This window comes from Aminobacter ciceronei, from assembly GCF_014138625.1.
GTDB lineage: Bacteria > Pseudomonadota > Alphaproteobacteria > Rhizobiales > Rhizobiaceae > Aminobacter > Aminobacter ciceronei.
Window position 1 is genome coordinate 1 of record NZ_JACJHY010000036.1, and the last position, 14,568, is coordinate 14,568.

The following is a 14,568-nucleotide window of genomic DNA, read 5'->3' on the forward strand; positions in this document are numbered from 1 at the left end:
CAACTACAACCTGGCACGCCCACACTCGGCCCTTGGAGGCATCAGCCCGTTCCAAAGACTGAACAACCTTCTTGGAAACGACACCTAGGCCGAGAGGCACGGAACGTTGCCGCATCTGCTGCCAGGGAAGCGGCGCCGTACCGCCCATGGCAACCGTCGTCCATGAAACACCCGCTTCCGCGAGCTTCTCGACGATCTCCTCCTGGACGTTCTGGGGCAGCGTGCCGAGCACGAAGCCGTGCGAGATGGTGACGCGGGTCGGTAGCGCCAGTCCCAATCGTTGCACGTCGCAGTTCCCGCGTGGGTTGCCAAATCAAACCTGTGCCCCAACTTGTCCAATTCGAATTGATGCGGGCAATGCCATCTTGGCAAGCCACGTGTTGTCACCAACTGCTATTTGCGGAACTTGCGGACCCACCCATTTTGCGATTGTTGCGGCCCTGGGCGCGATGCGATGGCCATTCTGCATGGTTTCGCCGAGCGTTTTTCGACGGGCCGGATCATGCACGCCATGCTCGTGACGGCAAGTGCGCTCATGTATCTGCACCCGCCGCCATAGGTCATGCCGCCAGTCAAGACACCGGCTGCCGCGACACCCTTTGAGCGATGCTAACCCAGCCCCTCCGACGCTGCGTAGCTCGACAATGCATCGCGAATGTCAGCGTGGCGATCCCTGGGCAGAACGGCTCGCGTGGTGATGGACTCAAGATGGTGGATCATGAGGTTTGCGGCGCGCTTTTGGTCGCCCGCCACGAGTGCGCCGAGTATTTCGTGGTGTTCCGAAACCGCGCATTCGGAAGAATGAGGGCGGCCGTAAAGCGCAAGGATAAGTGAGCTGCGTGAGACAAGTTCATTGACGAAGCGGGCAAGGGTGGCGTTGCCGGTCATCGACGCCAGCAAGGTGTGGAACTCCCCCGCGAGCCGAATAGAAGCGGAGCTGTCGCCGCTGCGCGCGGCCTCTTCCGCCGCTATGTGTTCCTTCAGCTGCATTTGCTGAGCCGTTGTCAGCCGCCCCGACAGCGTCTCCGTCACCAGGCGCTCCAGGGCAAAACGGGTGCTGAACAGATCCTGCCCCTCCTCGAGACTGGGAGTGGCCACTGCGGCTCCCCGATTGGGGCGCAGTTCCACCAGACCTTCTTCGCTCAAGCGCACCAGGGCTTCGCGCACGAGGGTCCGGCTGACGCCCAGTCCTTCGCCGATTGAATCTTCGGGCAGCTTCACCCCAGGACCGAGGGCCTGATCCAGGATCGCTCTTTTCAATGCACGGTGCACCGCCTGAGCACGTCCGCCATTGCCCTTTTTTTCAAGTCGCCGCATCAGGTTTTCCCCACCCAAATTGCATACAACATTGCTCATAAATCCACTACGATCGAGGCGTTCTTCATAGACCGTCGTGAACGCGGCCGCCAGCGGAAACCATGAGAATCGACGTTTCATGAGCGATTAACGATTGTTGTCCGCAGTTTTGTATGCTTATGATAGGCACTATCGTATACAATACATTGTCCACTTTGGGAGGAATTCGACGTGCTCGCCTTCATTGCCAAGCGGTCGCTCGCAGTCATCCCGGTGATGGCCGTTGTCTCGATAGTGGTGTTTCTCTTGTTGCGGCTGAGCCCGGGCGATCCCGCCTTGGTCATCGCCGGAGAGAATGCCGATGCCGCGTCCGTCGAGCGGATTCGGATGGCCCTGGGCCTCGACCAGCCGCTTGTCTCGCAGTTCCTGATCTGGATCCGGAACATGCTGGGCGGCGATCTGGGCACGTCGATCTTCTCGAAGCTCCCGGTGACGGAACTGATCGCGCAGCGCATCGAGCCCACGGCCTCGCTGGCTCTGGCCACGATGCTCTTCGCAATTCTCGTCGCCGTTCCCTTGGGCACAGTTGCCGGCGCTACCGCCGGAAGCTGGCTCGACCGCACGCTGATGGCGGTTTCCGTTATCGGCTTCTCGGTCCCCGCTTTCGTGCTCGGCTACTGCATGATCTATGTGTTCTCGCTGCGACTGGGCTGGGCGCCCGTGCAAGGCTTCACCAGCATATCCGAGGGAATCCTCCCATTCTTGCGGAGCATCGCACTGCCCACGGTGACGCTTGGGCTGGCCTATCTGGTGCTGATCGCACGCATCACACGCGCCAGCGTGCTTGAAATGATGGGCGAAGATTTCATCCGCACGGCCCGCGCCAAAGGGGTCTCCGAACGATTGGTCATAACCCGTCATGCCTTGCGCAATGCCGCGATCCCGATCCTCACCGTGATTGGAATTGGCGTGGCACTGCTGATCAGCGGCGTCGTGGTGATCGAGACGGTCTTCAACATTCCCGGCATCGGTCGCCTGGTCGTCGATGCCATTCTGAAGCGTGACTATCCGGTCATCCAGGGCGTGATCCTGATCTTTTCGGCTGTCTATGTCCTGGTCAATCTGGCCATCGACATCGGATATGCCTTGCTCGATCCGAGGGTGCGTTACTAATGACGATGCTGTCGCAACCCGTTGCCGGCGACGAGCCGCGCAACCCGCTCTTCGATCTCGCCTTCCAGGCGTTTCGCAATCCCTCCGTGTTGATTGGCGGGACCATTGTCGCGGCAATCATCATCATGGCGCTCGCGGCGCCGCTGCTCGGCACCGTCGATCCAGTCCGCATCGATCCGGGAATGCGGTTGAAGCCGCCGTCGGATCTCGCCTGGATGGGCACGGACCTGTTTGGACGCGATGTCTACAGCCGCATCGTCTATGGGGCCCGCAGTTCCCTCCTCGTTGGCTTGAGCGTAGCGGCCGTGGCGATCTCCCTCGGCGTGCTGGTCGGTCTCGTTGCCGGCTACTTCCGCGCTATGGACATCATTGTCATGCGTGTCATGGACGGGCTGATGGCGATCCCGACCTTCCTGTTGGCGATCGCTCTCGTCTCGCTCACTCGCGCCAGCATCGGGACGGTCATCGTCGCCTTGACGATCCCCGAAATCCCCCGCGTCGTGCGGCTTGTGCGCAGCGTCGTGCTGACTGTGCGAGAAGAGTCCTATGTCGAGGCCGCCATCTCGGTTGGCACGCCCGCGCCACTGATCCTCGTGCGCCATATCCTGCCGTCCACCATCGCACCGCTGCTGGTGCTCGGCACCTATATCTGCGCCCAGGCAATCCTGATCGAGGCCGGGTTGAGCTTCCTCGGCACCGGGCTTCCGCCCGAGATTCCGAGCTGGGGCAACATGATCTCCGAGGGGCGGACCTTCTTTCAGGTGACCCCGCGCCTCGTCTTTCTTCCAAGCCTTTTCCTGGCGTTGACGGTCCTCGGCATCAATCTGCTCGGCGACGGTCTGCGGGACACGCTGGACCCCCGTATCGCCAAACGGATGTGAGCAAGAGACATGACCACTCAGCCACCTATCGTCGATATCCGCAATCTGACCGTATCACTGCCGATCGGCGGCGACCGCCGCAGCGCGGTCGAGGAGGTATCGCTCTCGGTCTCTAAAGGCGAAATCGTCTGCGTCGTCGGTGAATCAGGCTCCGGGAAATCGGTAACCGCGCAGGCCATCATGGGGCTGCTGCCCAAGACATTCGCACGCCCGTCCGGCGCCATCATGTTCGACGGCGAAGACATCCTCCACACCTCGACGCAGCGATTGCGGGCGTTGCGGGGCCGCGACATCGGCATGATCTTCCAGGAGCCGATGACCGCACTCAATCCGGTCCATACCGTCGGCGCACAGATCGACGAAGTGCTGCGCACGCATCTTTCGCTCCCGTCCGACGAGCGTTTCGACCGCGTCGTCAATGCGATGGAAGAAGTCGGCTTGCCTGATCCGAGCCGGCTCTATCACACATTTCCGCACCAGCTGTCAGGCGGTCAGCGCCAGCGCGTGCTGATCGCGGCGGCCCTGATCCTTGAACCGCGATTGCTCATTGCCGACGAGCCAACCACCGCGCTCGATGTCACCACCCAGGCGCAGATTCTCAGGCAGATCCGCGACCTGCAGCGCAGCCGCGGCATGGGCATTCTGTTCATCACGCACGACATAGGCGTCGTTGCCGAGATCGCCGACCGGGTTGTGGTCATGAAGTCCGGCAGGGTCGTCGAGAGCGGTCCGGTGCATCGCATTCTCACCCGGCCGGAAGCAGACTACACACGCATGCTGATCGCTGCGGTTCCGACGCTGCATGCGGCAAGGCCCGAGGAGCCCACGCAGGGGCCGCTTGCGCTGGAGGTCAACGGCATCGCCAAGACCTACAGCGTTCGCAGCACCTTCGGCGCGGCGCGCGAGGTCGTCGCGCTCAAGCCGACTTCACTGACATTGCATCGTGGCGAAACGATTGGCGTCATCGGCGAGTCCGGTTCGGGAAAGTCGACGCTGGCGCGCTGCATCACCCAGTTGATCGAGCCGACGGCCGGTGCGGCGAGGCTGGTCGGCGAAGCCGGCGGCAAGCCCTTCCGCAGGCGCATCCAGGTCGTATTCCAGGACCCTTACCGCTCCCTCAATCCGCGCCGCACCGTCGGGCAATCGATCATCGAAGGACCGATGAACTTCGGCGCCTCGAAGGCGGACGCCTGGGCCAAGGCCCGCGAACTGATGTCGCTTGTGGGCTTGGAGCCGAAGGCGCTCAATCGCTACCCGCACCAGTTCTCGGGCGGCCAACGGCAGCGCATTTCGATCGCGCGCGCCCTGGCCATGGAGCCGGAAATACTGGTGGCGGACGAAGCCGTCTCGGCGCTTGACGTTTCTGTTCAGGCCCAGGTGCTGAAGCTGATCGACGACGTTCAGAAACGCTTCAATCTTGCCATCCTGTTCATCACCCACGACCTGCGCGTCGCAGCCCAGATATGTGACCGCATCCTCGTCATGCACCGTGGCCAATTGGTCGAAGAAGGCAGCGTACGTGCCGTTTTTGCCTCGCCATCACACGATTACACACGCCGCCTGCTGGACTCTATTCCCGGCAGGCAGGTCGCAGCCGCCGCTTGAGGCGACAAAAGATCCAAGGAGGAGACCTATCATGCTGTCACAAATGAAAAGTGCATGTCGTACATTCCTGGCATCCGCCATTCTGTTGGGCGGGATTGGAACGGCCATGGCGGAGACAACGCTGCGGTTCGTCCCGCACGCCGACCTTCAGGCGCTCGACCCCATGGGCTCCACCGCCGACATCGTGAAGATGCACGGCTTCCTGATCTACGACACGCTGTACGGCCTCGACGAGACGTTCGTACCGCAGCCACAGATGGTGAAAGAGATGGTGCTGTCGCAAGACCGCAAGACCTATCGCTTCACCTTGCGCGACGGGCTGAAATGGCATGACGGCCAGCCGGTCAAGGCCGAGGATTGCGTTGCTTCGCTGAAGCGCTGGGCCGCCCGCGACGCGGCCGGCCAGTTGATGAACCGCGTCCTGTCGGAAATGAAGGTGGTGGACGACAAGACCTTCGAACTGGTCTTCAAGGAGCCTTACGGGCTGGTGCTTGAGTCGCTGAGCAAGGTCGCCTCCAACATCCCGTTCATGATGCCCAAGCGCATCGCCGAGACGGACCCGTTCAAGGAAATCGAGGAATATGTCGGTTCCGGACCGTATCGCTTCGTCAAGGAGGCATGGGTTCCCGGCAACAAGGTCGTCTACGAGAAGTTCGCCGATTATGTTCCGCGTTCGGAGCCGGCCAGCGCATTTGCCGGCGGCAAGATCGCCAACGCCGACCGCATCGAATGGCTCGTGATCCGCGACCAGCAGACGGCACTTTCCGCATTGCTCGGCGGCGAGGTCGATGTCTGGGAGAACCCGTCGCTCGATCTTCTGCCTGTGCTGCAAGCCACGCCAAGCATCAAGACCGAAACCGTCAACAAGACGGGCAGGCAGGCATTGCTCTTCTTCAACCATGTGATCCCGCCTTTCGACAACCCGAAGGCGCGTCAGGCGATGTTCTGGCTGACCAACCAGACGGCCTATCTGCAGGCGATCAACGGCAATCCGGACTTTTTCCGCACCTGTGCCTCCTTCTTCATCTGCGGCACGCCGATGGAAACCGACGCGGGACTTGACGCCTTGAAGGCGCCGAACCCCGAAAAGGCCAAGGAACTGTTCAAGGAAGCCGGCTGGGATTTCTCCAGGCCGATCGTCATTCTGGATCCGACCGACGAGTCGGTCGCCCATCCGGCAACCGTCGTAACCGTCCAGGCGATGCGCGACATCGGGCTCAATGTCGATGTGCAGGCGATGGATTGGGCGACGGTGCTCAAGCGCCGCAACTCCAAGGAACAAACCAGCAATGGCGGTTGGAACCTGGTCCATTCAAGTGTGGGTGGTCAGGTTGTTTCCACTCCGGTGTGGAGCATCACCTACTCGGCGGCATGCGAGAAGGGAATATTCGGTTGGCCCTGCGATCAGCAGCTCGAAGACCTGCGCCTGAAATGGGCGATGGCCGAAGGCGTGGAAGCGAAGAAGGCGGTGGCAGCTGAATACTCGACGCGCGGCTTCGAAACCGGTCATCACGTGCCGCTCGGCCAGTGGACCACCTACCTCGCGCATTCGGACAAGGTTTCCGGGCTTCTCTCCACCAATGACGTGCCGGTGTTCTGGAATCTGAAGAAGGCCGACTGACGCGAACCTTCACTTGACGGCGGCACGCTAGTGCCGCCGTCCCTGCTCCCAATCCGAGACGTGGAAATGACCGAGAAATTCGACCGACTTGCTTTCGCCCCTGAAGAATATCTGGCGCGACGCGACGCCCTGCGCGCGCTAATGGTGAAACGCGGCATCGACGTCGTGGTTCTTACCACGACCGAGAACACCTACTACCTGACCGGTTTCGGTTCGCTCGCCTATGGCGCGACCGCATTGGTCATGCGGGTCGATGGCAAGGCAGTGTGGGTCATGCGCCGCACGGAACTCAGTAACGTCCGGGCGCTTGCCGACCAGCTTTGGGTCAATGAAGGCATCGGCGTCGCTGACGGTGATAGCCACGCCGAAGTGCTCAACACCGCCATAGCAGACCTTGCCGATGCAAATGCCGTCGTGGCCATGGAGTTTGCAGCCGTTCAACCCATCCTCAGGGGCTTTGTCGGTCCACGCAATGATGGGCGGAAACTGGTGGACGCCTCAGGACTTGTCGAACATCTGCGCCGCATCAAGAGTACGGCGGAGATCGACCTGATGAAGCGTGCGGGCGTGATGGCGGCGCGCGCTTGCCGCGACGGTTTCGAAGCGCTCACCGAAGGTATAACCGACAGCGCCCTGGCAGCCGTGGTTACCGACAGCCTGCTGCGCAATGGCAGCGGTCGCATGGCACAGATGCCCAATGTCTGCGCCGGGCCTCGCAGCGCAAGGGCGCATGTCACCTGGTGCGGCGCGCCCATCCTGCGTGGAGACCTCATCAACATCGAGCCGGCCGCATCGGTTCATGACTACCACACCCCGATCTACCGATTCTATTCGATCGGCGCGCCGCAGGACATTGTCCGGCGCATGTTCGACGTCTGCCGTTCGTCCCTTGATGAAGGCTACGCGCGAATCAGGCCAGGCATGACGTCGCACGAAGCGGCCAGGATCTTCGAGACTGTCATCGAAAAGGCCGGGTTCGCCGAATACATGGTAACACGACCGGCCTACAGCATCGGCGCGGCCTTCCCCCCAGGTTGGGGAGAAGACAATGTGATGGCGATCCGCAGTGGCAACGAGCAGTTGCTTGAGGAAGGCATGTGTTTTCACGTTGTGCCCTGCCTCTACAGGGACGGCATCGGCTGCGTCGCGGCCAGCATGCCATCCGTCTTGACGCATAATGGCTTTGAATCGCTCTCCCAGGACGAGGTCGTGTTCGGCATCAAGTGAATGTCGGCCACGACGGCCGAACAAAAGCTGGCCCCGTCCCCTGAACCGGCGGGTCAAGGACACTTAAGCCCGGCCAGCTTTCGCTTGACCGGGCTTGAGCAGTTGAAGCCCAGCCACCCCCTACTTGGCTATTCGCGGCTGCAGGGGACGCAGAGCGCTTCGGGTGGTGCGTGCGCGACCTGAGGCCGGCGAGCAGAACCAGTGAGGCGACATAGGGCAGGATCAGGAAGAAATGGTGCGGGATCGACACCCCGACCACCTGGGCATCGATCCCCACCGCCTCAAGCAATGCGAAGATGAAAATCACCGACCATCCGGGACGGCATCCAGTTGCCGGCGATGATGGCGAAGCCTGACGTAAGCTCCAGCCAGCCGACTGCCCCGTCCTCCTCAATTCAGGATTGGATAGCTCGGCGCGAAGATCTCCGACACCGGCGGATGCTCAAAGCTTCTGTCGGGATACTTGGCGATCAGCCCTTCGAACTGCTGCTGGGCGCGTTCGCGGGCGGCAAGTATGTCGAAACCTGCGAGCTTGCCCTCGAACATCGACAGGCGTCCGTCGACGAACACCGCCTGCGTGACCTTGCCCGAGCCGCCGAGAACCAGTGTGGTGATCGGATCGACAGTCGGCGTCATGTAGGGGTCGTCGAGGCGGAAGATCGCGATGTCGGCCTTGGTGCCGGCGGCAAGCCGACCGATATCGGTTCGGCCCAGCGCCTTGGCGCCGCCCAGCGTGGCGGCATCGTAGAGATCCTTGCTGAGAACGGCGTCGGATGCCTTCTCGCTGATCCGGCATCCGACGAGTCCCATCAGCAGGTTCATCAGCATGTCCTGCGGTGCCGTGTCGGTTGCCATGCCGATGTTGATGCCGAGCTTCCGGCAGGAGGCGAAGGAGTTCAGCGTGCTGCCCATGCGCGCCGACACCAGTGGCGAGTGCGCGATAGAGACGCCGTTTTCGGCATAGAGCTTCAGGTCGTCGAGCGAGGCATGGGTGCCGTGCGGGGTGATCAGTCGCTCGCTCAACAGGCCATGATCGCCCATCCAGCGCGGCCCAGACACGCCATGCAGCTTGTGCATGGTGTCGAGCTCAAGCTTGCCCTGGGCCATATGCAGCCGCACCCGGCAATCGAGATCGCGCGCCGCAGCCATCGTCCGCTGCAGGACTTCGAGCGTGCAGGTCTCGACCCGGTCGGGCGCGAGCATGCCGTTGACCAGCCCGCCATGCCGGCCGTGCTGGCGCTCGATGAAAGCTATCGCATCGTCGAGACCGGCCAGCCCTCGTGCTTCGTTGAAGTCAGGCACGATCTTGCCCGGCGCCTCCAGCACCATGCCGCCCGAGCGGTAGGCGGGGCTGAGAAACACGCGAAGACCGAGGTCACCGGCCGCGTCCGCTGCCGCATCGAATTCGGCGGCCGTCTCGCCCCATTCGCGATAGTAGAGCGAGGCAATAGGTGCTGCCGACGTGACGCCGTTCAGCAAGGACAGGCCGAAGGCGAACTTCTTCTGGAAGGCCAATTCCTCGGGCGAATACATCTCGTAGGGTCCACGCTCGACATAGGAGCGCGGCCAGATGCGGCCCTTGGCCCATCCGGGCTGGTTGTCGTGGACGAGCACATAGGTGTCGATGTCGGACAGCGCATCGAGGTCGATCAGGCCGGGGCTGATCAGGGCTGCGCCGAAGTCGATGCGTCTCGCCACCTCGCCATCGAAGCGGCGGCCGGCGAAGATGACCTCGCCCCCTTCGACCACCAGCTCTCCGCGCGGCACCAGGCGATGCCCTTCGCCGTCATAGGCAAGCAGCCAGTCGGCGGTCATGAGGGTACGGCCGGCCGGCCGCTGGCCAAGGGTCAGCTCTTCGGGACGTGTCATCGCCAATCCAGTCTGAAGTCGTCGCGCCTGCCGGCGAGCGGGCGCTGCCAAAGAAAGGGCGCTTCACCTTTCAGGATGAAGCGCCCAGGTCTTCTTGGGAGTTACGGTTTGGCTGGGCTTAGTCGCCGGCCATCTGCGTCAGCCAGTGGCGCGGCTTGTTGTCCGAGCGGAAGTCGACGCTCTTGACCTTGGCCTGCGTCGCCCAGGCGATCGGCTGCTGGTGCAGCGGAACGAGGATCGTGTCGTCCTTGGCGATCTTGAGGGCTGCTTCTTCCAGCGCCAGGCGCTTGGCGACATCAGGTTCCTGCACGGCCTGCGCAACCAGCTTGTCCAGCTCCGGATACGACCATCCGCCATAGTTCGAGACGCCGACCTTGTCGTTCTTGGTCGACAGCACCTGGGCCAAGATCGAGTAGGCGTCGAGCGTCGGCTCGTTGGCCCAGCTCAGGTTGAACATGTCGGCCTTGCCCTGCGTGCGCTTCGGCGATTGGACGGCGCGCGGCGCAATGTCGATCGAGACGTCGAAGCCGGCGCGCTTCAGCATGTTGGCGATGCCGGCGCAGAAGTCCTCCTCGTTGATGCTCTCGTCGTTGGAGCACATGTAGGTGAACTTCAGGCCTTCCTGGCCGGCTTCCTTGAGCAGCGCCTTGGCGCGTTCCGGATCGGCCTTGCTGTAGGTGTCGAGCGACTTGGCATAGCCTGCGATCTCAGGCGCGATCAGCGAGCCGGACGGCCGGGCGAGGCCGCGCATCACCTTGGCGTTGATCAGGTCGCGGTCGATCGCAGCCTCGACGGCCTGACGTACACGCACGTCGTTAAACGGGCTGGGACGACCGTCTTCCAGCTTCTCCTTGCGGTTGAAGCCGAGGAAGACCGTGCGGAACTCCTGCTTCTTCAGCACCGTCAGGCCGGGCGTGCTTTCGAGACGCGGCAAATCTTGGATCGGCGCGGAGTCGACGAGGTCGACTTCGCCCGACAGCAGTGCTGCGACACGGGTCGCCGGCGAGGCGATCGGCATGTATTCGATGCGGTCGAGATTGTGCTTCTTCTCATCCCACCAGAGATCGTTGACCAGCAGCACGGTCTTGCTGTCGGCGACGCGGCTTTCGAGCTTGAAGGGGCCCGTGCCGTTGGTGTTGTGGGTGGCGAAGCCTTCCGTCTTGGTGTCGACGGCGGTCGGCTTCTCCGTGTTGTTGTCCTTCAGCCACTTGCCGCTGAACATGAAGATGTTCGTCATGTCGTTGAGGAACAGCGACGTCGGCGCCGAGACCTCGATGTCGACCGTGTGGTCATCGACCTTCTTGCTGCTGACGTAGAGCGGGATGTTGCCGCGCAGCGGCGAGGCCGGATCGGTGACGCGGTTGAGCGAGGCGATCACGTCGTCCGCGGTGAAGTCGGCACCGTTGTGGAACTTGACGCCCTGGCGCAGGGTGAAGCGCCAGACCTTGTTGTCGATCAGCTCCCACTTGGTCGCCAGCGCCGGCTCGATCTTGAAGTTGGCGTCGTAGCGAACCAGGCCCTCATAGATGTGGTTGAGGAACGACAGGTTGAACGTCGACGCGATCGAATCAGGATCGAGCGAATAGATATCGGCGCGGCCGCCCCAACGCAGGGTTTCGGCACTGGCCGGTGCCGAGATGGCGATTGCTGCAACGGCACCGAGAATGAGTTTCTTAAAGCGAGACATTTTACCTCCCAAGGATCGCGCTTACTGGAACCCACCATCGATCTGATCGACAGGATTGTCAACAATCTTGTTGACGCAATTTCGCTGAATCGGTAGCAAAATTACGTCGGGTCACGCTGACGCCATGCGGCGTCGAGCCAACCGACGGGGCTGCCAGAAGGCCGGCGGCCAGCGGAAATGGAGGAAAAACCGCATGAGCGATCTGCTGTTGCTGCACGGAACCATCGTCACCGTCGACCCCGATCGACGCATCATCGAAGACGGCGCAATCGCGATCAGGGATGACAGGATTGTCGACATTGGTTCGGCGAGCGAGCTCGAACCACGGCATCAGGACAAGAAGGTTGTCGACTGCCGTGGCAAGCTGATCATCCCCGGTCTCATCGACGCCCACGGCCATGCCGGGCACGTGCTGATCCGCAGCGTCGCAGCAGACACAAACTCGATGTGGATGCAGATCGTCACCCCGACCTACTACCACTACATGACGCGCGACTATTGGTATGCCGACGGCCTGGTATCGGGCCTCGAGCGCCTGCGCGCCGGCGTCACGACAGGTGTCAGCATCATTGCGTCGATGCCGCGCAGCGACGATCCGGTCTTTGCCAGCAACCATGCCAAGGCCTATGGCGAGATCGGCCTGCGCGAGATCATCTGCGTCGGCCCGGCCGGCCTGCCCTGGCCGCATCCGGTCACACGCTGGGAAAGCGGCAAGCCGGAACGCCGACACATCTCCTTCGAGCAGATGATCGAGGGCGCAGAGGCAACGATCCAGGAGCTGAACGGCAGCGCCGACGGGCGCATCAAGGTGTTCCTGACGCCCTTCACCATCGTGCCGTCGCTCGATCCGTCCAACGCCAGCACACCGGACCGGGCGGTCAAGCTCACCGACAATGACCGCATGCAGGCCCGCCGCGTGCGCGAAACCGCCCGCAAATGGGGCGTTCGTATCCACTCCGACGCCTTCGCCGGCCAGATCCGCATGGCCTTCCAGGACAAGGAAAACGCCATCCTCGGACCCGACGTCCACCTGCAGCACTGCTGGGGCATATCACATGAAGAGGTCGACATTCTTGCCGAGACCGGCACCTTCGTCACGCACGCCCCACCCGGCCGCTCGACGCCGATCCTCGACATGATCTCCAAGGGTGTGCCGGTTGCCGTCACCTCCGATGGCGTCTCGCCGAGCCGCCACTTCGACATGTTCCAGATGGCGCGGCTTGCCCAGTACACGCAGCACCTGCTGCACAATCACGACCGCTATTTGCTGCCGCCGGGCAAGATGTTCGAGATGATCACCATCGACGCCGCGAGAGCACTCGGCATGGACCACGAGATCGGCTCGCTGGAGGTCGGCAAGAAAGCCGATATCGCCATCATCAACATGCGCCAGCCGCATCTGACGCCGAACTGGATGGTCGTTCACCGGCTGGTCCAGCAGGTTCTCGGCAGCGACGTCGACACCGTCATCGTCGACGGCAAGATCCTGATGGAGGGCGGCAAGGTGCTGACCACCGACACGGAACAGGCGCTCGATTTCGGCGAGCGCGAGGCGCAGGCCCTTGTCGAACGGGCAGGCCTTAAGGCGCACATGCACGATCCCGCCTGGGGCAAGCTCTATCGCACCTTCGAGGAAGCGGTGGTGCCACCGGCGCCACCGGTTCTGTAAGATCGGGCATCGATGGCTGCCTGCCGAAGCAGGCAGCCACCATCCACCAAAGCAAAGGGGTCCAAGGGCCCCTTTGTCGTTTCCGGTACTAGCTGTTCGCCGCTATCAGCGGCAGATCGACATCGGCAGGCGCCGGTCCCTTCTGGCGCGGGAAATCATAGGCGTTGACCTTCGACGTGACATAGCCGGCGCCGACAAGCGCCTCTGCGATCTTCAGCGCGGCGGTGACGCCGTCGATGACCGGCACGCCCGTCGCCTTGGCCAGACGATCGCACAGGCTCGACATGCCGGCACAGCCGAGGATGATCGCCTCGGCGCGGTCATAGAGCTTTGCCCGCTCGATCGTCTCGACCAGCAGCCGCTCTGCCGTCTCGGGGTCTTCCTCGAGCCCAAGCACAGGCAGATCGATGGCATGCACGGCGCGGCAATGGTGCCCGGCGCCATAGGCCTGGACGATGTCCTCGATGATCGGCACCGAGCGCGGCAGCGTGGTGACGACGGAGAAGCGGCGGCTGATGGTCATGGCCACCTGCACGGCTGCCTGGCAGATGCCGATGACCGGCCCCTTGGCGACTTCGCGGGCGGCATGCAGGCCCGGATCGTCGAAGCAGGCGATCACATAGGCGTCGACGCCCTCGCGCTCGCCCTTGCGGATTTCCGACAGCATGTCCGGCACCGCCAGCGCCTCGTCGGCGCTGCCTTCGATGCTGACAGGCGTCCTGGTCGGGTTGACGGCGCTCACATGCGTCGCCGCATTGGCAACGCGCAGCGCGCTTTCCAGCGCCTGGTTGGTCATGGAAGCGGTCGAATTCGGATTGATCAGGCGGATATGCACTTTGCTGGATCCTACTCGCCGCGTTCGTTTGCCTTGAGCACATCCGCGATCGTCGGTGCCTTCAGCACGAACTGGCGGTCGGAGGTGATGTAGTTGTCTGCGTGAAGCCGGGCGATCGGCTGGTAGACTTCGGGGTTTACATACCGTCCCGCCTCGTCGAGGCAGTCGCGGCGCACATGCATGTGCACCACTTCGCCCAGCACGAGCAGGCGGCGCGGATATTCGATCAGCCGTTCGACACGGCATTCGAATGCACATGGCGCGTTGGTCACATAGTCGACGTCGATCTGGGCGCCGCGAGCGGTGGGCAGCCCCGCCATCTCGAGTTCGTCGACATCGCTTTCGAAGCCGAGGCCGCAGACCAGCATCTGCTGCGACAGCGCCATGTCGACCATATTGACCACGAACTCGCCGGTCCGCCGGATGTTGACCACCGTGTCCTTGTCCTCGCCGGAAAGACGCGGCTGGATACCCAGCACGACGATCGGCGGCTCATGCGAGAATACGTTGAAGAAGCTCATCGGGGCTGCATTGCTGCGCCCCGTGGCCGTGCGGGTGGTGACGAGCGCAATCGGCCGCGGACCAATGAAATTGGTCAGCAGACGATAGCGGCTTTCCATCTCCAGCCTGGTGAAATCGAACTCCATATGCCCTCTCAAACCCGAACCGCTTGGTACACAATTTTATGCTGGATTGTCCGCAAAA

The 14,568-nt window shown here is 62.5% G+C and carries 11 protein-coding genes and 1 pseudogene; 6 read left to right on the forward strand and 6 right to left on the reverse strand.

The genetic code is table 11. The annotated features are described in order from the left end of the window. Positions 1-286 (reverse strand): annotated as a pseudogene (locus tag HNQ95_RS27655) (hypothetical protein); the annotation flags it as partial. Between the two features lie 323 nt (positions 287-609). Next, positions 610-1,317 carry a GntR family transcriptional regulator gene (locus HNQ95_RS27660; RefSeq protein WP_067956303.1) on the reverse strand — a complete coding sequence of 236 codons (708 nt, stop codon included), beginning with the start codon at positions 1,315-1,317 and terminating at the stop codon, positions 610-612. 210 nt (positions 1,318-1,527) lie between these two features. On the opposite strand from HNQ95_RS27660, the gene HNQ95_RS27665 reads away from it, so the two are divergent. The 5 genes from HNQ95_RS27665 (at position 1,528) to HNQ95_RS27685 (ending at position 7,803) form a co-directional block, all read left to right on the forward strand. Further along, positions 1,528-2,469, forward strand: a complete 942-nt coding sequence (locus tag HNQ95_RS27665; RefSeq protein WP_067956302.1) for an ABC transporter permease — start codon at positions 1,528-1,530, stop codon at positions 2,467-2,469. After that, the gene (locus tag HNQ95_RS27670; protein WP_067956301.1) at positions 2,469-3,350 is read left to right on the forward strand and encodes an ABC transporter permease; all 882 of its coding nucleotides are present in this window, start codon (positions 2,469-2,471) and stop codon (positions 3,348-3,350) included. The genes HNQ95_RS27665 and HNQ95_RS27670 overlap by 1 nt, the downstream gene beginning before the upstream one ends. A gap of 9 nt (positions 3,351-3,359) precedes the next feature. After that, positions 3,360-4,955 (forward strand): ABC transporter ATP-binding protein, encoded by a 1,596-nt coding sequence (locus HNQ95_RS27675; protein ID WP_067956299.1) that lies wholly within the window; start codon positions 3,360-3,362, stop codon positions 4,953-4,955. Positions 4,956-5,061: 106 nt separating this feature from the next. Continuing rightward, the gene (locus HNQ95_RS27680) at positions 5,062-6,576 is read left to right on the forward strand and encodes an ABC transporter substrate-binding protein (protein WP_246341011.1); all 1,515 of its coding nucleotides are present in this window, start codon (positions 5,062-5,064) and stop codon (positions 6,574-6,576) included. Between the two features lie 66 nt (positions 6,577-6,642). Continuing rightward, entirely contained in the window at positions 6,643-7,803 is a 1,161-nt protein-coding gene (locus tag HNQ95_RS27685; protein ID WP_083948398.1) for a M24 family metallopeptidase, read from the forward strand. A gap of 390 nt (positions 7,804-8,193) precedes the next feature. Here the strand turns inward: HNQ95_RS27685 and HNQ95_RS27690 are convergent, their stop codons facing one another. Beyond that, positions 8,194-9,672 carry an amidohydrolase family protein gene (locus HNQ95_RS27690; RefSeq protein WP_154386994.1) on the reverse strand — a complete coding sequence of 493 codons (1,479 nt, stop codon included), beginning with the start codon at positions 9,670-9,672 and terminating at the stop codon, positions 8,194-8,196. Between the two features lie 118 nt (positions 9,673-9,790). Further along, a complete protein-coding gene (locus HNQ95_RS27695) occupies positions 9,791-11,359 on the reverse strand; it encodes an ABC transporter substrate-binding protein (protein WP_067956292.1) in 1,569 nt (522 codons plus the stop codon). A 193-nt stretch (positions 11,360-11,552) separates the two neighbouring features. Between HNQ95_RS27695 and HNQ95_RS27700 the strand changes: the two genes are divergently transcribed. Next, positions 11,553-13,028: an amidohydrolase family protein gene (locus tag HNQ95_RS27700; protein WP_067956291.1), complete on the forward strand. Its 1,476-nt coding sequence runs from the start codon at positions 11,553-11,555 to the stop codon at positions 13,026-13,028. An 88-nt stretch (positions 13,029-13,116) separates the two neighbouring features. Here HNQ95_RS27700 and HNQ95_RS27705 read toward each other — a convergent pair whose 3' ends face one another. Continuing rightward, positions 13,117-13,863 (reverse strand): aspartate/glutamate racemase family protein, encoded by a 747-nt coding sequence (locus tag HNQ95_RS27705; protein WP_067956290.1) that lies wholly within the window; start codon positions 13,861-13,863, stop codon positions 13,117-13,119. A gap of 11 nt (positions 13,864-13,874) precedes the next feature. Then, the gene (locus tag HNQ95_RS27710; protein ID WP_067956289.1) at positions 13,875-14,510 is read right to left on the reverse strand and encodes a flavin reductase family protein; all 636 of its coding nucleotides are present in this window, start codon (positions 14,508-14,510) and stop codon (positions 13,875-13,877) included. Positions 14,511-14,568: the final 58 nt, after the last annotated feature.

Coding starts and splice junctions, on each gene's coding strand:
- HNQ95_RS27690 (WP_154386994.1), bottom strand. CDS start 9,672: ATGACACGTCCCGAAGAGCTGACCCTTGGCCAGCGGCCGGCCGGCCGT.
- HNQ95_RS27695 (WP_067956292.1), bottom strand. CDS start 11,359: ATGTCTCGCTTTAAGAAACTCATTCTCGGTGCCGTTGCAGCAATCGCC.
- HNQ95_RS27700 (WP_067956291.1), top strand. CDS start 11,553: ATGAGCGATCTGCTGTTGCTGCACGGAACCATCGTCACCGTCGACCCC.
- HNQ95_RS27670 (WP_067956301.1), top strand. CDS start 2,469: ATGACGATGCTGTCGCAACCCGTTGCCGGCGACGAGCCGCGCAACCCG.
- HNQ95_RS27675 (WP_067956299.1), top strand. CDS start 3,360: ATGACCACTCAGCCACCTATCGTCGATATCCGCAATCTGACCGTATCA.
- HNQ95_RS27685 (WP_083948398.1), top strand. CDS start 6,643: ATGACCGAGAAATTCGACCGACTTGCTTTCGCCCCTGAAGAATATCTG.
- HNQ95_RS27710 (WP_067956289.1), bottom strand. CDS start 14,510: ATGGAGTTCGATTTCACCAGGCTGGAGATGGAAAGCCGCTATCGTCTG.
- HNQ95_RS27680 (WP_246341011.1), top strand. CDS start 5,062: ATGGCGGAGACAACGCTGCGGTTCGTCCCGCACGCCGACCTTCAGGCG.
- HNQ95_RS27660 (WP_067956303.1), bottom strand. CDS start 1,317: ATGCGGCGACTTGAAAAAAAGGGCAATGGCGGACGTGCTCAGGCGGTG.